The sequence below is a fragment of the Yersinia sp. 2553 StPb PI genome, assembly GCF_052217105.1.
Classification (GTDB): domain Bacteria; phylum Pseudomonadota; class Gammaproteobacteria; order Enterobacterales; family Enterobacteriaceae; genus Yersinia; species Yersinia enterocolitica_E.
Window position 1 is genome coordinate 89,410 of record NZ_JAZGPX010000002.1, and the last position, 21,156, is coordinate 110,565.

Consider the following 21,156-nt stretch of genomic DNA (forward strand, 5'->3'; position numbering starts at 1 on the left):
TGATTAATAAGCCAACCAGGCACCCAATGCCGCTGCTGCCAGACCGACGATGACAGAAATAATTAAATATCCAGCAGCCATTGCTCTACCACGAGCAGTGGCCAGTTTTGCTGCATCCAATTGCATGCTACTAAAGGTGGTATAACCGCCAAGAATACCGGTTAGTACCGCTGCATTGATTAAGTCGCCATAGCGATCACGCCAGTCAACACTAAAGAGAATACTCAAATATCCAATAACAAAGGCACCAGAAATATTAATCAAAAAAGTACCTAGGGGAAAATTACCTTGATATATTTTGCCAACCCTCAGCCCTATCCACCAACGTAAAAGTGATCCGATACCGCCACCAAATCCAACCCACATTACATCGATTGCAGTCATAACAAACCCCTCAATGGTAATTCGTCAGAATAAGAATAATTGTAGTATAAATAAACTACGTGATCGTTCGAATATGGCGAGTTATCGGCCTTAAGTATTATGTTTTATTCGAGTTTAATCCGCGGAACTAATATAAATAAAATGAAGATCGGTGAAGAAGATAACCGGAAGTTAATATAGTTCATCTTCTGTATTGTTCCCTAGTGAAACTATATTGCTATTGCTGCCAACGATAGCACTTTATACCGATTGCGTGGGGGGTATCACTTGCAGGGACAAAGGATAGCGTTAAAATAGAAATGCCGTTTCAGAAATCCGATAAGCAGAGACAGGAGCCATCATGCCCTACCAAGCAGACCCTTCCCGATATAACCAAATGCAATATCGTTTTTGTGGAAAAAGTGGCTTACAGCTTCCGGCGTTATCGCTTGGGCTGTGGCATAACTTCAGTTTTAACAATACATTAGAATCGCAACGTACATTATTGCGCAAAGCCTTTGACCTAGGGATTACTCATTTTGATTTGGCCAACAACTATGGCCCACCTCCTGGCTCTGCCGAGCAAAATTTTGGTAAATTGCTGCACGACGATTTTAAGCCTTACCGTGATGAGCTGATAATCTCGACCAAAGCAGGTTATAACATGTGGCCTGGCCCGTATGGTGCGGGCAGCTCGCGCAAATATCTGCTTGCCAGCCTGGATCAAAGCTTACAGCGCATGGGGCTGGACTATGTTGATATCTTCTATTCGCACCGTGTAGATGAAAATACGCCAATGGAAGAAACCGCCTCGGCACTGGCTCAGGCGGTACAAAGTGGCAAGGCACTCTATGTGGGGATTTCTTCATATTCTTCTGAGCGTACCGCCACAATGGTCGAGCTATTGCAGCAATGGAAGGTTCCGCTGCTTATTCATCAACCTTCCTACAATATTTTGAATCGTTGGGTTGAGCAGACTCATTTGTTAGATACGCTGGAGCAACAGGGAGTGGGTTGTATTGCTTTTACCCCATTGGCTCAAGGGCTGTTGACGGGGAAATACCTCAATGGCATTCCCGATGATTCTCGAATGAAAAAAGAAGCGGGCGGCTCGTTGAAGGAAAATATGTTATCAGCCGCCAATCTGCGCAGTATCAAGGCACTGAATGCATTAGCTCAACAACGTGGGCAATCATTGGCACAAATGGCATTGAGCTGGTTATTGAAAGATAATCGTGTGACCTCGGTATTGATCGGTGCCAGCCGCCCAGAGCAGTTGGAGGAAAACTGTGCAGCCCTGACTAACCTGAGTTTCAGCGCTGAAGAGTTACGTGAGATTGATCAGCATGTGGCCGAGGGTCAGCTTAATTTATGGCAGGCCTCTTCGGACCGCTAACCGGTGATAACGTGAGAAGCCGGAGATGTTCTCCGGCTTTTTTAGGGGCAAAACCCTTATTTTGCTTTGGGTGATGAGTCCGCCGCCAGCCCTAGCTTCAGTAGTTTGCCGTCACTCTCATCAGTTAGCAGATAGACATAACCATCTGGCCCGACCCGGACATCGCGGATACGCTCACCGCGATCACCCAGTAAACGCTCCTCTGCGATCACTTTGTCACCATCCAACTGCAAGCGAATCAACTCTTTCTGTGCCAATGCCCCGATAAATAGTGAATGTTGCCAGGTGGGGAAGCGGGCTGCGTCATAGAAAGCCATGCCGCTGATACCGGGTGATTTCTCCCAGTAATATGCCGGTTGCTCGGTACCCTCGACATGGGTACCTTTCGCCTCTGGAATGGCTAAACCTGAGTAGTTAACACCATGAGTGGCTAATGGCCAGCCGTAGTTTTTCCCGGCCTGCGGGATATTGATTTCATCGCCGCCTTTAGGACCATGCTCATTAGCCCACATTACTTCAGTCCATGGGTTAAGCGCCAGACCCTGTGGATTGCGATGGCCATAGGACCAGATCTCTGGCTTTGCCGGAGACTTATTGGCAAATGGATTATCTTTTACTACCTTACCATCAAGTGTCAGACGTACGATTTTACCTTGATGTAGGCTTAAGTCTTGAGCCGTAGGGCGCTGATTGTTTTCGCCCAGAGTAATAAAGATATGGCCTTGTTTATCAAAGGCTAATTTGCCACCAAAATGGTTGCCGGTAGATAATTTGGGTTGCTGGCGGAAGAATACCTTGAAGTTTTCAATGGCTGTCCCCTGAGGATTAAGATGGCCATAACCCACGGCGGTGCCCGCTTTACCCTCTTTTCCCACTTCAGCAAAACTTAGGTATATACGGCGATCTTGAGAGAATGTCGGTGATAATGCCACTTCTAGCAGACCACCTTGCCCCTTGGCATAGACTTCTGGTACCCCCTTTAAAGGTTCTGATAGTGGCTTCCCTGCTTGCCATAAACGTAATTGCCCAGAACGCTCAGTGATTAATATTCCCCCATTATCAGGCAGAAATGCCAGTGACCATGGATGATCCAATCCATCCTGTAATTCCGTTACGGTCACCGCCGGAGCGGCAAGGGCGGTCATCGAAACAAATACGCTAAATAACAGGCCACTCAAGCTATAGCCCAGTGTTCTATTTCCCAATATTGTCATCAGTTGCTCCTTTAAAATGCCAACAACTGTTAACTTTAGAGTATTAAGGGCAAGTCAGCGAATAACACCAGTAAAATCAGCGACTACATTACTGTAGCCAGTGCCATGCTGAGGAGTGCATTCTGATTTCGTTTCACAAAAAAAGCTCACAAGCTGAGCAGACGAAAAAGTGGCAAAGGCTAAGTTCAGACAATTCTGCAAACCGATAAGGTGTCCTAATTAATGATGCTGCCAGCCACTCATGGCTATTGCGAGTACGAGAAATCCATAATTGATGAGTGAATAATCATTAACTTAATGATATATAACTACATTAAACTTAATTCGCCTAGAAAAAGAATCATAATTTTGCGATAAACATCACATTGCATTTGCTTAGAAATGTGAAGAGCATCAATGTGAAAAGTCAATTAGAGACGATTATATGACTAGTTGAATTACTGTCTTAACTATCAACGCCATATACTGCCGACAACCAGAAACAATGGGGCTGGGCAAGGGGCACGATAAAGTACAGATAAAGGGAATTCACCATTGCACTGGCATACAGTTAACGTGTGTCTTTTGAACATCAAAAGGTGTTGGGTATGGAAAAGAAAAAAATTTATCTATTTTGCTCAGCCGGTATGTCTACCTCGCTACTGGTTTCCAAAATGAAAGTACAAGCAGAGAAGTATGAGGTGCCAGTGATTATCAATGCTTACCCCGAGGCCCTGGCCGCAGAACATGGTGCCCAAGCGGATGTCATCTTGTTAGGACCACAAATCGCTTACATGTTGCCTGAAGTTGCAAAAATGTTCCCCAATAAACCCGTTGAAGTGATCGACGCGCTCCTATACGGCAAAGTCGACGGTCTGGGGGTATTAAAAGCTGCCGTAGCCGCAATAAAAAAAGCAAAACAATAAGGGGTGCACTGTGAGCGCATTTATTAATTCTCTGGAAAGGGTCATCTTGCCTTTTGCTATTAAAATAGGCAGACAGCAACATATTAATGCTATCAAGAATGGGTTTATTCGGCTGATGCCGTTAACCCTGACGGGTGCCATGTTTGTACTGATCAACAACGTTTTCTTAAGTTTTGGCGAAGGGTCGTTCTTTTTCTCAATGGGCGTACGGTTAGATGCCGATACCATTACCATGCTCAATGGTTTTAAAGCGATAGGCGGCAACGTTTATAACGGTACTCTCGGTATCATGTCGTTAATGACACCATTTTTTATCAGTATGGCGTTGGCTGAAGAGAAAAGGGTCGATCCTCTGGCTGCGGCCCTGCTGGCAATTGCTGCCTTTATGACCGTGACGCCATACAGTGTTGGCGAGGCCTATGCCGTCGGGGCTAATTGGTTGGGAGGGGCGAATATTATCTCCGGTATCATCATCGGTTTGGTGGTTGCAGAGCTCTTTACCTTTATCGTGCGACGTAACTGGGTTATCCGCCTGCCAGACAGTGTGCCGACATCAGTTTCCCGTTCTTTCTCTGCATTAATTCCCGGGTTTATCATTCTTTCCATCATGGGCGTGATTGCTTATGCCCTTGGATTGCATGGCACCAACTTCCACCAGATCATTATGGACACCATTTCAGCACCGTTGTCGAAAATGGGCAGTGTTGTGGGATGGGTGTATGTCATGTGCTCCTCACTGTTGTGGTTCTTCGGGATACACGGTGCGATGGCCTTATCTGCACTGGAAAGTGGCATTATGATGCCATTTGCATTGGAGAACGTCGCAACCTATACCCAGTATGGTTCTGTTGCTGCGGCGCTGGCTGCCGGTAAAGAATTCCATATGTGGGCTAAGCCGTTTGTTGACTCCTATATCTTCTTGGGAGGCACTGGCGCAACACTTGGACTGGTTATTGCCATCTTTATTGCTTCTCGCCGTGAAGACTATCGTCAGGTAGCAAAATTGGGTGCACCGGCTAGTATTTTCCAGATTAATGAACCTATCCTATTTGGTTTGCCGGTCATAATGAACCCGCTGTTCTTTATTCCGTTCATCTTGGTTCAACCGGTATTAGCAATTATCACTTCAGTGGCGTATTACACCGGCCTTATTCCGCCAATCACCAATATTGCGCCGTGGACCATGCCGGTCGGCTTAGGTGCCTTCTTCAATACCAACGGCAGCATTGCCGCGATGTTATTAAGTTTATTCAACTTAGGTATCGCGACATTGATGTATTTGCCATTCGTAATAATTGCCAATAAGGCGCAGAGCGAGATAGATCGTCAGGTTGAAAGTGAAGAAGAGATTGCTGATAGCTTGAAATTCTAAGCGTTAAATCTGTTTATCGTATAAGGCTGGAGGCCGGTATGAAATATCAATTTCCCGATGATTTTTGGTGGGGCAGTGCCACCTCCGCAGCCCAATCCGAAGGGGCGTCACTGCGGGATGGCAAGAGCAAGAACATCTTCGATTATTGGTACGAAATTGCACCGGAACGTTTTCATGGTCAGATTGGTCCTGAAAACACCTCCACCTTTTACGATAACTATCAGCAAGATATTTTGCTATTAAAGCAACTGGGCCATAACACGTTCAGGACATCGATTTCATGGTCGCGGCTGATACCAAAGGGTGACGGTGAGCTTAACCCCAAAGCTGTCACGTTTTATAACGCGGTGATCGATAGCCTACTGGCGAATGGCATTACCCCTTTCATCAATCTCTATCATTTTGATATGCCGTTATGCATGCAAGAGAAAGGCGGTTGGGAAAATCGTGCGGTTGTGGAAGCCTATGGCCGCTATGCTAAAAGCTGCTTTATGTTGTTTGGTGATCGGGTAAAGCATTGGTTTACTTTTAATGAGCCGATTGTGCCTGTTGAAGCCGGCTACCTGAACGACCTGCATTACCCTGGTGTGGTTGACTTTAAACGTGCGGTGACTGTTGCTTATCACAGCGTATTGGCCCATGCCAACGCGGTGCAAAACTACCGAGAGCTAAAGCAGGGGGGGGAAATTGGTATCATTTTGAACCTCACCCCGACCTATCCTCGCTCCGACAGTGCGCCAGACCTGATTGCAGCTAATCATGCCGATTTATTGCTTAACCGTAGCTTCCTCGATCCCGTCACCAAGGGGGTTTACCCTGATGAACTGATTACGTTGCTGCGAGAGCACGACTTATTGCCACAAATTGAAAACGGTGATTGCCAGTGCATTGCGGCGGGCGTCGTTGATCTGTTAGGGGTTAACTATTATCAGCCAAGACGGGTTCAGGCGAAAGATATCCCAACCCCTCGAGGGCTGGTGAAAACGCTGGAGGATTTGTTCAGTTTTTATGCGATGCAAGGGCGCAAAATCAACCCGCATCGTGGTTGGGAAATCTACGAAAAAGGGCTGTATGACATCCTGAAAAATCTAAGAGAGAATTATAACAATATTGCGTGTTATATCTCTGAGAATGGCATGGGTGTTGAGGGCGAAGAGCAGTTTATCACGCCATCAGGTAGGGTTGATGACCAGTATCGCATCGAATTTATCCGTGCACATTTGAAGTGGCTACATCAAGCATTACAAGAGGGCAGTAACTGTAAAGGGTATCATCTGTGGACCTTTATTGATTGCTGGTCTTGGCTCAATGCATACAAAAACCGCTATGGTTTAGTTCGGTTGAATATTGCCGACCAGACGCGAGTATTGAAACAAAGTGGCTACTGGTTTGCTGATGTCGCCAGGCAGAATGGTTTTAATTAATGGCTTTAATTTACGGAGTAACAATAGCATGTTTGATTTAGATAAAATCGTGGGTGAGGTGCAGCCTACCGATGAGATGGAAGATGTGGTTATGGGGCTGATTATCAACGCCGGGCAAGCCAGAAGTTTGGCCTACAAGGCTCTGAAACAAGCCAAGGCGGGTGACTTTTCCCAAGCGGATGAGCTGATGGTGCAATCTCGTCTGGCGCTGAATGAAGCACATTTAGTTCAGACCAGGTTGATTGAAGCTGATCAAGGTGAGGGGAAAACCAAAGTAACATTGGTGCTGGTACATGCTCAGGATCATTTGATGACGGCAATGTTAGCCAGAGAGTTAATTGATGAGTTGATCGAATTGCATCGAAAGTTACAGTGAACTTTGTCTAACACATTGGCTATTTTGAACGAGGGTGAAGGTAAATAAGATGGAAGTCAGGTTAGTACGTCAAAAAGACTTTTTTAACGGAAAAGAATTCCATCTGTTTATTTATAACAAAACGGAAAGTGCCACCGGCTTACATCAGCATGATTATTATGAATATACGTTGATATTAACCGGTATGTGTTATCAGGAAATAAACGGTAAGCGAGTCTTTTTAGAGCGCGGCGATTTTGTTTTTATTCCGATGGGGTCCCATCATAAAAGTTTCTATGAGTTTGGTGCTACCCGTATTCTGAATGTGGGAATAAGTAAAACCTTCTTTGAAGAGCACTATTCTCATCTATTATCGCGGCCTATTGTGGCCTCTCAGGCTTATCGCCTAAAGGGTGATTTTCTCTCTTATATTGAATCGGCAATTTCTGCGCCACACTTTAGGGACGATGAGCTTACTGAACTGGTAGAACTGCTGACTTTTTATGTTACTAACCGCATCAGCCATCATAAAGAAAGTGACACTAACGACGATATTCCACTGTGGCTGAAGACCAGTATCGACAAAATGCATGATAAGTCGATGTTTGGTGAAAAAGCGCTGGTGAATATGATCGAACTGTCTGGCAAAACCCAAGAGTATTTGACCCGCGCTACCCGGCGTTATTACCAAAAAACGCCGATGCAGATTATCAATGAAATCAGAGTTAACTTTGCTAAAACTCAACTTGAAATGACAAATTATCTGGTCTCTGACATTGCTTTTGAAGCAGGTTACAGCGATACCACGTTATTTATTAAAAACTTCAAAAAACTCACCTCTTTTACGCCGGGGAACTATCGCAAAAAATTCAACTGCGTCAGAGAGGGGTTATCCGATTAGCTTCCGGCCAGATAGCTGCTACTGGAATGGCCTGACAAGGTACCCTCAATGGAAAAGTTACTTATTGTTAATGCTGATGATTTTGGTCTATGCAAAGGTCAAAATTACGGAATCATTGAAGCATTCCGGCATGGTGTTGTCTCATCGACTACAGCGATGATGAATTGTGCGGATATCTATCATGCAGCGGAACTGAGTAAGCAAAATCCAACGTTGGCTGTGGGGATGCATTTTGTTCTCACTTACGGGCGGCCGTTAACGTCAATGCCATCATTAGTTGATGCCAGCGGTGCTCTGGGCAAATGGTTGTGGCAACGCGCCGAAGCGGGTGAGCTGAATCCTGGCGAGATAGCTCGGGAGTTGGCGGCTCAGTTTGATAAGTTTGTTGCTGTCTTCGGCCGTGCACCCACTCACATCGACAGCCATCATCATATACATATGTTGCCGCAAATTTATCCGCTGGTTGTTGCTTTTGCCCACGAGAAATCTCTTCCACTGCGTATTGATCGCAATGAAGTACAGCGGCATGAGATTGTGCTTAATAACCCGCGAAGCAGTGAGTGGTTCGATGCCGGTTTTTATGGTGAGGCTTTATCTGAGCAGACATTTTTGCGGTTGTTGGAAAATGCCAGTCAAAAAGCAATTAACTCACTTGAGATTATGTGCCATCCGGCGTTTGTTGATAACATCCTCATGACCAGCGGCTATTGTTATCCACGCTTGACCGAGTTGGACGTGCTGACGTCGCCGGCATTAAAGCAAGCCATTGAGCAGCGTGGCTATAGATTGGGGTCATATTTGGATTGCTGAAATTATTAACATAAAGTCGCCCTTTGCCGATAATCATTATACTGACTTAGCGAGTGATAAGGATATGTCCGATGGGTATAAATGCGAGTTTACCAATAGCAGCAACGACGGGAAATGGCAGCAAGAATACTGCAAGTGCAGGAAATGATTTGGCATCTCAGATAAAGAATGTAATAGCAAAAATCGCTGAGGTTACGCAAAAACTCAAAGATGGCATTGATATGTCAGAAGATCAGCGAAAAAGTATTCAAGCTCAATTAACGATGTTACAGCAGCAACTGGCTGAGTTGTTACGTCGTCAGGCACAACAAGCGCAGCAAAAGCATGATGGGAAAAGTAGTGCTATTGAGAACGTAGACCAGATAAAAGCACAAGATGGCAATATAGATATCTATATTTGATTCATTAAATTTTAATAAACTAACAGTATTAGCAATCACTTTTCAGGCCTCGCTTTTGAGGCTTTTTAACTAATAAAGAGAGTTCGTTATTATGTTTTTGGGCGTTTGAATATATTGTATTTTTTGATGAAAATTGAGTTAAGATCCGTGTCGCATTCCTAAACGTATCCTCATGTAGGAAAGTGATGCGGGGATAAACGCCCAGCGACTGTTGAGGTAATTGGTAAAGCATTAAAAAAAATCGAGGCCGAGGTATAAATGACCGCAAAAGTTAAGGCTAGCTTGGCTGGTGGTATTTGTTCCGCTGCGGCAATTATTTCTGTCCAACATCCCTTGTAGCGACTCATTTTATCCTTTTTACATCGGGGTGTTTTTCACTCGCGGCTTCATGGTAGATATCAGCTAACCACGCAGCTATTTCCTCCTCAGTCAAAAATGAAGGAATAATGACGTCATATATTCGAGATGATTTCCCCTCATTGCAATCTACTCGGAATAGCTGCCATTCATTGGCAACACTTTTAACACCCAAGCGGCGACCAAAAACACCATAAATGAGCATAACAGGGTCCTCTATCTCAATATGTACGTTCAGTTAACTCCTATAGCAAATAAAGTTCAATATGGAAATTATGAGGATATTCCTCATGCCTGAATAATTGTCTCACCAAAAGGTGGGGGATAAAAATATGGCGCGATGTTGATTAGTTACCATTGCTAATGGTGGTGTTCTTAGGTTTAGTATTTAACAGCTACCGCTTCATTGTATGAAATAAGACCATTCTATATGGCTTATATAGATAGGATTAACTAGATTTAATTTATATATAGCGACTAGCAAAGGTAATAGAAAATGTTTAAGCACCGTTTGTCTGTGATCGCATTAGCGCTGATTGCTTCTCTATCGTTATCTTCAGCCCCTTCCATAGCTAATCCCGGTAATGGGAATGGCGGTGGACACGGAAACAGTGGCGGAAACCACGGTAATAGTGGGGGCAATGGACCCGCTAATAAGGGGAGTAAAGCCAAAAATGGTAGTGATAATTTAGTTTCAGTAAATCTAACCTATGACCGTGTGCGCCCATTAGCTGTTAATTACGGATTGACTGGTTATCAGTCATTACCTCCCGGTATCGCTAAAAATCTGGCACGGGGTAAGCCGCTTCCACCAGGCATCGCTAAGAAAGCAGTTCCTGCATCTTTACTGGGGCAGCTACCTGCTTACCCAGGATATGAGTGGCGTATAGTTGGCAATGACTTAGTACTTATTACATTAAGTACAGCGATTGTTGCATCAGTAATAAATGGCGTATTCGATTAAGTATCCAAAGAAGGATACTCATCAGAGATTTTAACCACCTACGAGTTTAAGCCACTGGCCTTATAAGCCGGTGGCTTTTCATTTGAAATATTTATCTAGTGGATCGAAGTATCGGTACTTTCTGTAGAAAGCTAACATTCTGGCGGGACTTAGACTATACCGGATCATACAACTTATGGCTGCGGGATGTTCCACGACACACCGGCAAAGCTTTCAATGACAGCAAGTCGTTTGTCTGCAGGAACCGGATAGGCAATATCAGCACAAGCTCAAATAACGATAATTCAATGACTGGGACGGAGATCTATGGTAGATCTCTGCTGTTATGGAATGGTATATCACAGCAAAACAGACTTTAATTCTGAGTTAATTCAATATTAAACCCACCTTAAATATTCAGAGTGGTAAACAGATTAAAGCCAAATAATAGCGAATGGAGTCTAAATGAAAGAACTATTAATACTAATAGCAACACTAGTAATCTGGGTGATTGTTGCTAAATTTTTAGCTAAATATTTCATTCATAAAGGGCATCGAGACTTGATGAGTAAAACAAGTGGGGTTATTGTTGGTGCAGTTGTTGCTTTTACTTTTTTGATTATTGTGGTAATCCCGATACCGGAAGAGACAATATTGACATCAGCCAACTCTCGCTCATCCGTCACAACGACTATACCAGAAAAAACAATTGATAAGCATGAAGAAAAGACGAAATCAATCGCGCCTCAAGTGCTTATAGAGGAACCTCGCAATCCTGATAATAATGAAAGCATAAAGACGTTGGGTATTAGCCCGGACATTTTTGAAAAAAGAATGAATGCCAACTTAGAAACATCTAATAGTTCGCTTAGACTAAAAATTAATTTTAAAAAAAATGGAGTTAAGAATACGTTCAATTATGCCTTTAATGATCATTTGGTTATTGTGGGAACGATCGACAAACCCAGTCAAAAATTATCAGAGATAACCCTGATAACAAGCGGCGATGGGACTGCTAAGTCTGGTATAGATATTGGCGCTGTGGTTGTTTCGGCTTTCTCCGCCACGCTGGGAGAAAATACGATGAAAACGGGTGAGCCAGGAATAATAATGATGAAACTGATGGCAATGAATAAGAGCAGCACAAAAGATAATGAACCAAGCTCAACCATTTTTAATGGCATAAAATTTAGTTTTTTCAGTAGTGATACTACCGGTTATCGGTTTACAGCAGAACCAGCCTGATTCCATATTATCAGCAATATAGGAAATGCTATCGTTATCAAAATAGCGGGGTAATGCTAGGTAATTTCTACAGCCAGGGCATCGCTCAATTAGGATTATTTGATGATAATCAGCCAGAAATTAACAGTGCAGTGCTGATGGCTGCGCTAGACGATATTAATAGGTCAGACAAAGGAAAGGTGTGGTTTGCCGGACAAGGCATACAGAAAGCATGGCAGATGAAACGTGAGATGCTATCCCGGGTGGGCTGAATTACCGGTTGTGAGATGAAGGTGGTAAGTAGTGAATGGGGCTCAACACTGAATAGACATATTGAGCCATAGCGACCAAATATAGACGGAGTTTTACCATTCTCTTACCATTAATTTACCATTGCCAAATCCCACAAACAAAAAACCAACCCTAACGGATTGGTTTTCTTTGGGATATTTAGTCGGCATGAGAGGATTTGAACCTCCGACCCCCGACACCCCATGACGGCGATCTATAGGCGAAAAAAAACCTCTGGGTTAGCAGAGGCTTTTTAATCTTCAAAGGAGCCGCGTATTTTTTACGTATCCTTTTGGTCCAAACTAGGTCAGTGCTTCATCCGGTCATTTATCATAAGTCACTGGTTTATATGATACTGTCCGGTCACTGTCCTATCAAAAGTGGGCTGGGGGACGCTGAATATATTAATCAATATATTGTTTTTATTAATAAAAATTAAATTCAACTTTGTTTCGTATACCTAAACGTATACCAATTACTTGAAGTCATGGGTTTTGTGAGTCATTTCCGAGCAAATAAGAAATGCGATTTGATATTGGTCTTTTACATGCCTGTTTGCGAAAAAAAGATTTATAGAAAAACTGTTCACACTGTTCACTTTTGAATTTAATCATTTAAATACAATAGATTAAGTGGTGATGAGTAAGTGACGAGTTTAGCCTAACTAGTCACTTGCTGTGAACAGTCGCCATTGAATACAAAAACACCGGCCTAGGCCGGTGTGATTATTGTTGAGGTGCCAAGATGGGCGAGACGAATTGGGGATAAAAGAAAGGCCTGCAAGCAGGCCCGAGTACACACTGATACATTGCTCCCCGGTGTTGGATGTATGAGGTTTGTACAACGCAACTATAAGTGTCGTAACTGATAGCGTCCAATGGGTTAGGCAGATCAATAACGCCATATTGATCGGTAGAAACGATCGTGATGCTGTTTATTCAATGTGCTTCACATTTAGGCAACCAGTCGGCCTCGCAGTCTTCACTTAATATCAGATTGGTTTGCATCCCCTGATTGGTCTTACGCTTCAACAAGGCTATTTCATATTCACTCAGAGTCTGTGGTACAGCGCGCCCGAATGCAGTCAGGCTCATTGGCCGTTGGTGGCCGCGCGCCTCCATAAATGATAGGTAAGCGTGATACAGGTATTTACGCGGATTAGCCGGGATTATATTGGCATTCCCCATATACAGGCCATTGGGGGTATTAACCGCCAGCAGATAACCACAAAAATCGACCAGCGGGTCAGCACCGCGTTTGATCTCCAGCGCTTCATCCGAGTTCTGCTGTGCTTCAAGCAACGCGCGGGCATCATTGGGAACGGTAAAACGCTGCATCAGGTGGCGTACGATCACTGCCAGTTCACCGGTAATTTTCGTCAACAACTGCGGGTCACGCTCGTTAGCCGGGATGACTTCCGGGAACGGCAGAATAACCCGGCGACGGGATACGCCGCCGCTGCGGTCACTGAACTGCATCGGGTTGTTATTGACGGCCAGAATCACCGCTGGGATATGAGTGGAATAGGCATCACGGTATTTCGGGTCTATGGCAACGGCATCACCGCCAGTGATGGCTTTAATGCCGGCACCGTCACCGCTCCAGCGCTCTTGGTCTGGCAGAATAATCAGAGAGAATCCCACCACAGAGGCACGTTCCCGCGACGACTCCAGCGTATCGATGGTGGCCGAGGTGGTATTGTCTTTACCGGCCAGCAAGCTGGCGATCGAGGCCATCACGCTTTTGCCACTGCCGCCCGGCCCAGTCACTTCAAGGAACAGTTGCCAGTCATAGCGGTTCGCCAACACCATATAAAGCGCCGCGAGAATACGCTCCTGTTTCTCATGCTGTTGCCCGGCGGCCCGTGTTAACCAGCGCCAAAAGTGCGGGGCATGGTCGGACAGATTTTCCCCGGCTTTGGGCGGGGTGTAATCCACACTGTTCACGGTACGCAACCAGTGCGTTTTCTGGTGTGCGCTGAACTGGCCGGTAGTGGTATCAAATACCCCGTTACGAAAACCTATCAAGTGCCGGGCGGGTGTTCCCATTTGTGGCACCATCAGCTTGAGCGTATCGAGTACGCTATTAATCCCTGACGCTGAGAATGGGGCGCGGATTTTCTGGAACAAAGCGGCAATCTCCCGACTCAGTACACGATACGGCAACACCTGCCATGCTCCTTGCTCATAGCGGCACAGGTCTTCACCCACCTGTGGCACGGCCAATAAGTGCTGATAGTGCTCGGCTAATAGTTCGGCCTTTTCACTGGCGCTCATGGCTTTCAGGTCGGCGTCACTGAGCGTATCAAACGGGCTGGGCTGTTGCGGCTGATTGAATGCCTGTAACTGGGTCAGAGTAGCCAGTTTACCTTGCTGTTGATAAACGTCGTTCCAGTCACCCACCACCGGCGGCAACGCCAGCTTACCGCCGCTCAATTGGGCGGCCTCTGTTGCGCGGGTCTGGCCGGTGCCGTTCTCGTCATTATCAGCGGCCAGCAATAGCAGTGCATCCGGGTAGTGGGTACGCAACTGTTGCGCCAGCGCAGGCAGATTGTTCGCACTGAGCGCAACACAAACACTTTCCCCGGTCAGGTGATGCACCGTTAGCCCGGTAGCATAGCCCTCGGTCAGCCAGATAACGGTGTTATCCTGTCCGGCCAAAAAATGACAGGCCGCTTTCACCTGCCCTCCGGCCAGCGTGCGCTTGTCACCGTTGGCGTTAATCAACTGAACGTTAACCACCTCACCGCTACTGTCGGTCAGGGGGAATAGGAGGTCGCCGGGCTGATATGCAATCCCCCCAACACACAACGGTTTATCGTGTAATGTCAGCGTCTCCAACTCCGGCCAGCCTTTGGCGGTCAGATAGGCGTTCCCGGTCTGTAGTCTCGCTGCTGTCAGCAGTTGTTTAGCCCGTTCTGCGGCCCGCTGCCGGGCTTGTGCTTTCTCCTGCGTTTCCTGTTCGGCATTGTGTGCCGGTAATAGCGGGTTCGATGGTTCTCCTAACACCTCGGCCACTTTGCAGGCGGCTTCCTTGGTAGTGACCGCCAGCGCCTTTTCAACCAGATTCAGGCCATCGCCGCCGCCGCACTGGTTACAAAACCATGTGCCACGCCCTTGCAGGTTATCAAAGCGGAAACGGTCTTTACCACCACACATCGGGCAGGGCTGCGCTCGCCCTCCGGCGGTGATATGAATACCGAGCGCCGGGAGCAATACCGGCCACTGGCCGGTGGCTGCACGTGAGGTTTTTGAAACGTTTAATGTTGTCATTCTCTGTTTCTCCTCAGTGCAGGGTGGTCTTGCGGGTTGTGGTTATCTGCGCTTGGCACAGTTCATCCATCATTTTTTGCCCTAATACTGTCAGGCGCGGCGGAGCCAGCAAAATATCCGGCTGAACCATGTCACTGAGCATGGTACAGGCCATATCCATGCCGGCTTCTGGCCCGTGCCGGCGCACATAATAGCCCTCAATATCCATCGCAATGGTCATTTGTAATTCATCCAGCGAGTAACCAAGGCGTACCCCGTGAGACAAACAGACATCAAGATAAGCGTGGGCCAACGCACGGCGATAAACAGCGGTACGGACTTCAACGGGCAAACAGGATTGATTGAGGGTATTCATGCGATAGGTGCCTCCATGCGGGATAAGATTTGTGATTCGCAGGTGTTCATCACCTGTCCGAGCTGGTCAGTCAGTAACGCCACCATTGAGGCGAACGATTCAGGCGACGGTGGGGTAATGCCGTGCAACAGGCTGCTTTGCGTTTCCAGCATATCGAGGAACGTCACACCGACATTGTGTGCATGCTGGAGGCGTAAGAAATCAGCGTGAGGGATGCTGTACTGCGTATCACAGTCATAACGGGCGGCAAGGGTATTCATGCGACCTCCCCCAGTGGCAGACGGCCAGCAAACGACAGGATGTAGTCACGGGTTAAACGCAGGCGGGCATTCTTCTCACTGCTGGCGGTAGTACGCAACATGCAGGGACGCGCCGTTAATTCAGTACGGCGAACGGCAGCAAACAGATAGATAAATTGCGGGTATTGTGACGATAGGGTCGTAGCCATAATCATGGCCTCCTTTGTTAGCTGGTTACAGCTACCACTGGAGTTCCTACACTCATGGGTGGTAGCCCAGACGGGGGTAGGAATACCGGCAACAAAGGAAACCGGCCAGCCCGAAGGCTGCCCCGCCTGAGCCACCATTGCTTGATAGCGACAGCGGTGTAGAAACCACTGCGCAAAAAACTGGTAGGCCGAGGCCACGACATAAAAAAACACGCCTGGCGCGTGTTGTGTCGCCTTTGTTAAACACGGGTTCCTACGCCCGGCTGCCGATTTTGCGACAGCACGGCGACTATAACGCAAGGCCTGCAAAAAATGCAAGCCAGAGAAAAGCCCTTTTGGCGGGATGAGGGTCATTGGTTTAACAATCAGTCTGAATATCAGGCTTGGGCTGTGCGGGAGCACGGGAATAGAAATTGGCCTGTGCTGGCGTGCCTGCCGCATTGCCCGACATCACTTGCACCACGCCGTTTAACTGGCTGCGGTACTTGGGTAAAGCAAGGCCGGGTTGTTGCTGCGCAATCTGGAACGCCTCAGCGATGTATTGCACGTCTCCATCATTCAGAGTGAAGAATTGCTCGCCGATTTTTAGGGTGATCATGCTGATACCCCCTGACGGTTAGCAATACGCTCTGCCATCCAGCCCTCAATCTCAGAGGCCAGCCATGCGACGTTCTTACCGCCGAGGGAAATCTGTGCGGGGAAGTGGTCACGGCTAATCAGCTCATAAATGGTTGAGCGGGATAATGCGGTGGTGTTAATCACTTCCGGCAGACGCATAAAGCGGTCACGCGGGTAGTGTGTTGTCATGGGTGGTGGCGTATTGGATAAAGCCTGTTGTGTCATTGCAAGCATGTAAAGCTACCTTGTTGTTGTCCGGCCATATACCGCCGGGTTTGCTGGGATTCAGTTGGGTAGCCCCCTATTGTGAGAATATTTTTACCTGATGCAACAAGCCGTTGTTGTGTGGTTCAGCAAACTCACCAAACCGAACTCATCCTAGAAACTCGCCGCATTTGCCTTCTTTTGCCTTTATTTGCCTTTGTTTGCCTCTATTACTATTTCGCTTATTTTTCACTCTCATTTCATTGGAGTAGTTGGAATATAAAATTAATTTTAATGCAAAAACAGTATAAGTGATTGGTTAATTATCATTCTGTCTGAATGGTTTTTTAGCTAGCCAGAGAAAAAGCTCTTTTTAACCCAGTGAACAGTAGTGAACACTTGGTGAATAGTTTTAAGTGAACTGTTCACCCTTTTATTTATTGATTATTAATACTTTTTTCCTAAAGTGAAGAGTAGTGAACAGTTTTTATAGAACTATAATTTTTATGGCCTTTTTAGCTTGCCCATGGGGAGAGTGTTGTATGGGAAATGGTACAACGAGCATTGATTGAGACGTTGTGTGAGAGCTTGCAAAATGACTCCACCTTGACTGAGACGGAGTTATAACTAAATGAGCCAAACAACCCCACACCCAGTAACACCCGCCCTTGAAAGTTTTAAAGCGGCGAAAGCGCAACACCTGAAGAATGAAGAAACCTACGAAGAAATTATTGCATCCATTGCCCGCAGCCAGCAAAAGCAGCGCGACGCCGAAAGCCAGAGCCAACAGGCTGACGGCACTTGGAGAAAATTGTTTCGCAGCCTGCGCGGTGAAATGACGGATGAGCTGCAAACCGAACATATCCGCCGGATTTCACAGCGGGAGCTGGCGCAGGAATTCGGGCATCTGATTGAAGAGCTGGAGTTGGATAAAGATTACACGTCACTGCAATTATGTGCTTCTGCAAGACCTTATAAAGACACACATAGAGTAGCGTTGATGGAATATGCGAGGATGGAAATGTCTGCTGCAATGAAAACCATGTCACCAGAACTCATCCGGGCAGCGAAAATAATGGTAACTGCGAACGAACTCTACACTGACTCATCACCGGCGAAGGCACTGGGTACACTGACAGCGACTCTTCTTTCATTAGCGGGGCTTTATTCGTTTGATATGGAGAAAGAATCGATATTAGCCGAACTCACACTACAACAACCACAACCGGGTTATGTGGACTCTACTCTGAACAATAGCCCAATAAAGCGTGGGCGGTTATTCAATGAAATAAAAGAAAAACGCAAAAAACTAAACCCAGCCGGGGAGCAATAATTATGATGCGTTGTCCTGTGTGTAAACATGCATCTCATACTCGCGCCAGTCGCTATTTATCTGAGCAGACCAAAGAAGCCTATTATCAGTGTCAGAATATAGAATGTTCTTGTACCTTTAAATCGATTGAGAGCGTGGATAAAATAATTACCCGCCCTCCGATTAAAGAGCCTGAAATAATACCCGAAGTTATTCTACCAGAGCGAAAAGTATTAAATCGTTACGGTTCTAACGCACGAATTCATTAATAGTCTCACCCCGTCTGTAACCTCTCAAGGCGGGGGGTTTTCTCCCGCTCTCGTCACTTCGCCCTTGCCGTCTAAGGGCTTTTTTTCTGGCTAGCCTGCCAAAATGAGCACTGCATGCATATAGTGCATGAATTTGCATGCAACACCCCAGCATTAAAACAGCTGAAACACCGCGCTACAAGGGCTTGTAGGCTCTCTATGTCATGCATGAAAAGTGCATGATAAAGTCAGAGCGCGTAGGCGGGGGACCATTGCGCGCAAGCATGTTTACTACTGATATTTATTAATAACTCTTTTAACATTTTCAAATGAAGAGTCACCCATTTTGAGCAATTCACTTATATCGAAATAGCTAGGCTTATTAACAAGTTTTTGCCAAGCACTCAATAAATATTCTTTAAATGCAGTTGCTCGACGAAATCTATCTTCAATATTAAAAGACTCACATGATGATCGCATTCCGTTAATAATTTCAGGATTGAATATCGGAGTGTCAAACAGCATTGCATCTAAGTAAGCAAAGTCGCTGATCCAGCGCTTGAGATGATATTGTCCAATTGAGGTTGCTCTAAATTTTTCTGGCATTTCACCAATTAAGCCTGTCTCGTCCTCTTCGAATGTAAATCTTTGAGAGGTCTCAATGAGTTTTTTATTAGTGGATTTTCTCAATGCATTTTCTGTCTGTGAAGGGATGAAACCTAATATTTGCATTTCATTAACTATTTTTTGTGTTTCACAGAACCCATCACGATCATGAATATCAATCCTCTCGGATAAAAGAGCTAAAATTATAGGAACAAGAAAATGCTCTGATTCATCAGCCATCGATACATCAAAAATATTCATCGCAAGCGATGTATTAGGATCAAAGTGAGAGAAATCGCCTAAAAGTGCTTGTTTTGAAAATTCGTGAACAGGTATTGCATATCTACCCTCTCTCTCATATGTACTGATTATTTTTTCTGCCTCAACATTAGGACTCCCAATAAAACCAGTTATAAAACTCAGAGCCTGCCTTACATTTCCTCCAGTTATATTCTCTATGAACTCTCCTAACGATTTATTTCTACGAAGTGATTCGAGTAGTACTTTTATAAACAAGGAAAGATTGTTTATATTTATTCTTACAAACTCTGCATTTTCTAACGGGATTTTACCTTCTGACATTTCAAGAGCAAATTGTAATCTTTTTTCAATAACCTGATCCATTCTAGGCGGTGAAATAGTGAAAACTTTGTGAGGGTAAGCAGTTAATGCCCCTGAAGATTTAGATTTGAAAAATGTTTGAGGCCGCACAGAAATGAAAACAAGAGAGTTCCAATCTTTTGCTAACTCCTGCGATATTACAAATGCTATTTGTTGTGTTTCAAAGTCACGCTGGTCAGCATTATCAATACAAATAATGACTTGTCTTTTAGTTTGTTTAGAAAGATGCGTAATTGAATTTTTCAAATGCTCATCTTTGTTATCAATTTTACTAGCGAGCATGTCTAATTGTTTATCCTCATATTTTTCTCTATTTGATTCGCGTAAACTGCCCCATATACCTGAAGAGAATCGTTGGATTTCTTTTGAGTAAACACCTCTTACGAATTTAATTTCAGAGACATCTGTTTTATATTTTTCTAACAGCTGAACCTCTATTTCATTGATGATGAATTTTTGTAAGTTATTTGCTAATGTAGCTTTAGAACCAAGATCAATATAAATATAAATTGCCTCATTGAATTCTTTAAAGGCACTCGAGTAGATTAAGTTTTTGACAAAAGAAGTTTTGCCAACACCTACATCACCAATTAAAACTATTGGTCTTTTTGAAAGGGCTTCTGCAAAAATACTTGGTTCTAAACTTTGCTCTTTTTTCTCTGGTTTTACTGAGGTGATTTTAGGTGACGATTCCCTTTCACTAAATAAAGCAGCATAGCGAGCTTGTAACATATCTTTACTTAGCAGAGCATATTTTGAAAGAGCGCCACTTTCGCAATAGCAACGTTTATAAAAAAGCTCTTCTATATCATTACTTTCAAGAGTATCTTGAATAATCAATTCCGATATTTGACGAAGAGATGTTTGTAACTCGCTCGGGTACCTTACTCGCGGGTATAAAGAAAGATAAGAAGATAATTTGTTTGGTATACCGCTAATGTCAGAAGACAAATACTTCATCAAACGCTGCTCTTTTACCCCATAATATGAGAGCATATTCCACGCTAAATTGAAGTTTTCAAGCATATTATCTAGGCTATCGAAAATAAGTGCTTTACCTTCTAAGGGAGAACTACCATTTTGATTGCTAGCTATGAACGAAACATATTGATGTCCATTAGTAGCTATAGCAATCGGAGTTCCTCTAGATGAGCAATAATGTTGCACTTGACGAATAGCTTCACTTAAATCAGTATTTGACTTGAGCAGTGATGGTATATCAATTATATTTTTAATAGATATACCTGCAGGAATCTCAAATGTTCGTCCCTCTCTCTTAGCTTCAATTATTACTTGCCTAGGGGTGCCTAGTTCATAATCGCTAAAAGTTTTTTGCTCGTACTCTTCAACTTCAACATGTTCGTCCGGCCAAGCAAAAACGTCTTTGATCATTTTATTGATGATATGGTGTCTGGTTTGAGCTTCATTTCTTTTTTTTTCATCATTATTGAAAATTGAAATAATATCTCTTAATGAATTCTCACAATCAGCCATCGTTTTCATTTTACATCCTTAA

General features: G+C 44.8%; 22 protein-coding genes and 1 pseudogene. 13 read left to right on the forward strand and 10 right to left on the reverse strand.

What is annotated here, in order from left to right:
• Window positions 1–3: 3 nt before the first annotated feature.
• Entirely contained in the window at window positions 4–384 is a 381-nt protein-coding gene (locus tag V2A84_RS01495) for a fluoride efflux transporter FluC (protein WP_372559711.1), read from the reverse strand.
• Between the two features lie 340 nt (window positions 385–724).
• On the opposite strand from V2A84_RS01495, the gene mgrA reads away from it, so the two are divergent.
• Entirely contained in the window at window positions 725–1,759 is a 1,035-nt protein-coding gene (gene mgrA, locus V2A84_RS01500) for an L-glyceraldehyde 3-phosphate reductase (protein WP_083163077.1), read from the forward strand.
• Window positions 1,760–1,815: 56 nt separating this feature from the next.
• Here the strand turns inward: mgrA and V2A84_RS01505 are convergent, their stop codons facing one another.
• On the reverse strand, window positions 1,816–2,973 hold the full coding sequence (locus tag V2A84_RS01505; RefSeq protein ID WP_083163079.1) for a PQQ-dependent sugar dehydrogenase: 1,158 nt from the start codon (window positions 2,971–2,973) through the stop codon (window positions 1,816–1,818).
• 587 nt (window positions 2,974–3,560) lie between these two features.
• Between V2A84_RS01505 and V2A84_RS01510 the strand changes: the two genes are divergently transcribed.
• The 7 genes from V2A84_RS01510 to V2A84_RS01540 all read left to right on the forward strand — a co-directional run bounded on the left by V2A84_RS01510 (window position 3,561) and on the right by V2A84_RS01540 (window position 9,141).
• Window positions 3,561–3,878, forward strand: coding sequence for a PTS sugar transporter subunit IIB (locus V2A84_RS01510; RefSeq protein ID WP_005276021.1), 318 nt, complete (start codon window positions 3,561–3,563; stop codon window positions 3,876–3,878).
• Window positions 3,879–3,888: 10 nt separating this feature from the next.
• Window positions 3,889–5,250 (forward strand): PTS N,N'-diacetylchitobiose transporter subunit IIC, encoded by a 1,362-nt coding sequence (chbC, locus tag V2A84_RS01515; RefSeq protein ID WP_083163081.1) that lies wholly within the window; start codon window positions 3,889–3,891, stop codon window positions 5,248–5,250.
• A 38-nt stretch (window positions 5,251–5,288) separates the two neighbouring features.
• A complete protein-coding gene (locus V2A84_RS01520) occupies window positions 5,289–6,674 on the forward strand; it encodes a glycoside hydrolase family 1 protein (protein WP_083163084.1) in 1,386 nt (461 codons plus the stop codon).
• 28 nt (window positions 6,675–6,702) lie between these two features.
• Window positions 6,703–7,050 (forward strand): PTS N,N'-diacetylchitobiose transporter subunit IIA, encoded by a 348-nt coding sequence (chbA, locus tag V2A84_RS01525; RefSeq protein ID WP_083163086.1) that lies wholly within the window; start codon window positions 6,703–6,705, stop codon window positions 7,048–7,050.
• A gap of 49 nt (window positions 7,051–7,099) precedes the next feature.
• The gene (gene chbR / locus V2A84_RS01530) at window positions 7,100–7,930 is read left to right on the forward strand and encodes a transcriptional regulator ChbR (protein WP_083163087.1); all 831 of its coding nucleotides are present in this window, start codon (window positions 7,100–7,102) and stop codon (window positions 7,928–7,930) included.
• 48 nt (window positions 7,931–7,978) lie between these two features.
• Window positions 7,979–8,740 (forward strand): chitin disaccharide deacetylase, encoded by a 762-nt coding sequence (gene chbG / locus V2A84_RS01535; protein ID WP_083163088.1) that lies wholly within the window; start codon window positions 7,979–7,981, stop codon window positions 8,738–8,740.
• Window positions 8,741–8,811: 71 nt separating this feature from the next.
• Complete coding sequence (locus tag V2A84_RS01540) at window positions 8,812–9,141, forward strand: FlxA-like family protein (protein ID WP_083163089.1); 330 nt, start codon at window positions 8,812–8,814, stop codon at window positions 9,139–9,141.
• Between the two features lie 343 nt (window positions 9,142–9,484).
• On the opposite strand, the gene V2A84_RS01545 is transcribed toward V2A84_RS01540, so the two are convergent.
• Window positions 9,485–9,703 (reverse strand): DUF7661 family protein, encoded by a 219-nt coding sequence (locus V2A84_RS01545; RefSeq protein ID WP_083163090.1) that lies wholly within the window; start codon window positions 9,701–9,703, stop codon window positions 9,485–9,487.
• A gap of 291 nt (window positions 9,704–9,994) precedes the next feature.
• On the opposite strand from V2A84_RS01545, the gene V2A84_RS01550 reads away from it, so the two are divergent.
• The 3 genes and pseudogenes from V2A84_RS01550 to V2A84_RS01560 form a co-directional block, all read left to right on the forward strand.
• Complete coding sequence (locus V2A84_RS01550) at window positions 9,995–10,462, forward strand: anti-virulence regulator CigR family protein (RefSeq protein WP_083163091.1); 468 nt, start codon at window positions 9,995–9,997, stop codon at window positions 10,460–10,462.
• 444 nt (window positions 10,463–10,906) lie between these two features.
• Window positions 10,907–11,686, forward strand: coding sequence for a hypothetical protein (locus V2A84_RS01555; RefSeq protein ID WP_372569496.1), 780 nt, complete (start codon window positions 10,907–10,909; stop codon window positions 11,684–11,686).
• A gap of 17 nt (window positions 11,687–11,703) precedes the next feature.
• Window positions 11,704–11,937 (forward strand): annotated as a pseudogene (locus V2A84_RS01560) (DUF4113 domain-containing protein); the annotation flags it as partial.
• Window positions 11,938–12,894: 957 nt separating this feature from the next.
• Here V2A84_RS01560 and V2A84_RS01565 read toward each other — a convergent pair.
• The 6 genes from V2A84_RS01565 to V2A84_RS01590 are packed head-to-tail and all read right to left on the reverse strand — an operon-like array spanning window position 12,895 to window position 16,883.
• Window positions 12,895–15,228, reverse strand: a complete 2,334-nt coding sequence (locus V2A84_RS01565) for a primase-helicase zinc-binding domain-containing protein (protein WP_442848518.1) — start codon at window positions 15,226–15,228, stop codon at window positions 12,895–12,897.
• A 13-nt stretch (window positions 15,229–15,241) separates the two neighbouring features.
• Entirely contained in the window at window positions 15,242–15,583 is a 342-nt protein-coding gene (locus tag V2A84_RS01570; protein WP_046051905.1) for a DUF5375 family protein, read from the reverse strand.
• A complete protein-coding gene (locus V2A84_RS01575; RefSeq protein ID WP_005172893.1) occupies window positions 15,580–15,843 on the reverse strand; it encodes a hypothetical protein in 264 nt (87 codons plus the stop codon). The genes V2A84_RS01570 and V2A84_RS01575 overlap by 4 nt, the downstream gene beginning before the upstream one ends.
• The gene (locus tag V2A84_RS01580; RefSeq protein ID WP_046694369.1) at window positions 15,840–16,385 is read right to left on the reverse strand and encodes a host cell division inhibitor Icd-like protein; all 546 of its coding nucleotides are present in this window, start codon (window positions 16,383–16,385) and stop codon (window positions 15,840–15,842) included. The genes V2A84_RS01575 and V2A84_RS01580 overlap by 4 nt, the downstream gene beginning before the upstream one ends.
• 4 nt (window positions 16,386–16,389) lie before the next feature.
• Window positions 16,390–16,629 carry a hypothetical protein gene (locus tag V2A84_RS01585; RefSeq protein WP_206286059.1) on the reverse strand — a complete coding sequence of 80 codons (240 nt, stop codon included), beginning with the start codon at window positions 16,627–16,629 and terminating at the stop codon, window positions 16,390–16,392.
• On the reverse strand, window positions 16,626–16,883 hold the full coding sequence (locus tag V2A84_RS01590; protein ID WP_087768826.1) for a helix-turn-helix transcriptional regulator: 258 nt from the start codon (window positions 16,881–16,883) through the stop codon (window positions 16,626–16,628). Before V2A84_RS01590 ends, V2A84_RS01585 begins: the two co-directional genes overlap by 4 nt.
• Window positions 16,884–17,484: 601 nt before the next feature.
• Here V2A84_RS01590 and V2A84_RS01595 point away from each other — a divergent pair.
• Together V2A84_RS01595 and V2A84_RS01600 are read left to right on the forward strand one after the other, a co-directional pair.
• Window positions 17,485–18,186: an aldehyde dehydrogenase gene (locus V2A84_RS01595; protein ID WP_442848519.1), complete on the forward strand. Its 702-nt coding sequence runs from the start codon at window positions 17,485–17,487 to the stop codon at window positions 18,184–18,186.
• Between the two features lie 2 nt (window positions 18,187–18,188).
• On the forward strand, window positions 18,189–18,434 hold the full coding sequence (locus V2A84_RS01600) for an ogr/Delta-like zinc finger family protein (RefSeq protein WP_042817718.1): 246 nt from the start codon (window positions 18,189–18,191) through the stop codon (window positions 18,432–18,434).
• Window positions 18,435–18,704: 270 nt separating this feature from the next.
• Here the strand turns inward: V2A84_RS01600 and V2A84_RS01605 are convergent, their stop codons facing one another.
• Window positions 18,705–21,143 carry a hypothetical protein gene (locus tag V2A84_RS01605; protein ID WP_442848520.1) on the reverse strand — a complete coding sequence of 813 codons (2,439 nt, stop codon included), beginning with the start codon at window positions 21,141–21,143 and terminating at the stop codon, window positions 18,705–18,707.
• Between the last annotated feature and the right edge of the window lie 13 nt (window positions 21,144–21,156).

Excerpts from the sequence above, each read along its gene's own strand:
- V2A84_RS01495 (WP_372559711.1), bottom strand. The coding sequence starts at position 384 with ATGACTGCAATCGATGTAATGTGGGTTGGATTTGGTGGCGGTATCGGA.
- mgrA (WP_083163077.1), top strand. The coding sequence starts at position 725 with ATGCCCTACCAAGCAGACCCTTCCCGATATAACCAAATGCAATATCGT.
- V2A84_RS01505 (WP_083163079.1), bottom strand. The coding sequence starts at position 2,973 with ATGACAATATTGGGAAATAGAACACTGGGCTATAGCTTGAGTGGCCTG.
- V2A84_RS01510 (WP_005276021.1), top strand. The coding sequence starts at position 3,561 with ATGGAAAAGAAAAAAATTTATCTATTTTGCTCAGCCGGTATGTCTACC.
- V2A84_RS01520 (WP_083163084.1), top strand. The coding sequence starts at position 5,289 with ATGAAATATCAATTTCCCGATGATTTTTGGTGGGGCAGTGCCACCTCC.
- chbA (WP_083163086.1), top strand. The coding sequence starts at position 6,703 with ATGTTTGATTTAGATAAAATCGTGGGTGAGGTGCAGCCTACCGATGAG.
- chbR (WP_083163087.1), top strand. The coding sequence starts at position 7,100 with ATGGAAGTCAGGTTAGTACGTCAAAAAGACTTTTTTAACGGAAAAGAA.
- chbG (WP_083163088.1), top strand. The coding sequence starts at position 7,979 with ATGGAAAAGTTACTTATTGTTAATGCTGATGATTTTGGTCTATGCAAA.
- V2A84_RS01540 (WP_083163089.1), top strand. The coding sequence starts at position 8,812 with ATGGGTATAAATGCGAGTTTACCAATAGCAGCAACGACGGGAAATGGC.
- V2A84_RS01545 (WP_083163090.1), bottom strand. The coding sequence starts at position 9,703 with ATGCTCATTTATGGTGTTTTTGGTCGCCGCTTGGGTGTTAAAAGTGTT.
- V2A84_RS01550 (WP_083163091.1), top strand. The coding sequence starts at position 9,995 with ATGTTTAAGCACCGTTTGTCTGTGATCGCATTAGCGCTGATTGCTTCT.
- V2A84_RS01555 (WP_372569496.1), top strand. The coding sequence starts at position 10,907 with ATGAAAGAACTATTAATACTAATAGCAACACTAGTAATCTGGGTGATT.
- V2A84_RS01565 (WP_442848518.1), bottom strand. The coding sequence starts at position 15,228 with ATGACAACATTAAACGTTTCAAAAACCTCACGTGCAGCCACCGGCCAG.
- V2A84_RS01570 (WP_046051905.1), bottom strand. The coding sequence starts at position 15,583 with ATGAATACCCTCAATCAATCCTGTTTGCCCGTTGAAGTCCGTACCGCT.
- V2A84_RS01575 (WP_005172893.1), bottom strand. The coding sequence starts at position 15,843 with ATGAATACCCTTGCCGCCCGTTATGACTGTGATACGCAGTACAGCATC.
- V2A84_RS01580 (WP_046694369.1), bottom strand. The coding sequence starts at position 16,385 with ATGACCCTCATCCCGCCAAAAGGGCTTTTCTCTGGCTTGCATTTTTTG.
- V2A84_RS01585 (WP_206286059.1), bottom strand. The coding sequence starts at position 16,629 with ATGATCACCCTAAAAATCGGCGAGCAATTCTTCACTCTGAATGATGGA.
- V2A84_RS01590 (WP_087768826.1), bottom strand. The coding sequence starts at position 16,883 with ATGCTTGCAATGACACAACAGGCTTTATCCAATACGCCACCACCCATG.
- V2A84_RS01595 (WP_442848519.1), top strand. The coding sequence starts at position 17,485 with ATGAGCCAAACAACCCCACACCCAGTAACACCCGCCCTTGAAAGTTTT.
- V2A84_RS01600 (WP_042817718.1), top strand. The coding sequence starts at position 18,189 with ATGATGCGTTGTCCTGTGTGTAAACATGCATCTCATACTCGCGCCAGT.
- V2A84_RS01605 (WP_442848520.1), bottom strand. The coding sequence starts at position 21,143 with ATGAAAACGATGGCTGATTGTGAGAATTCATTAAGAGATATTATTTCA.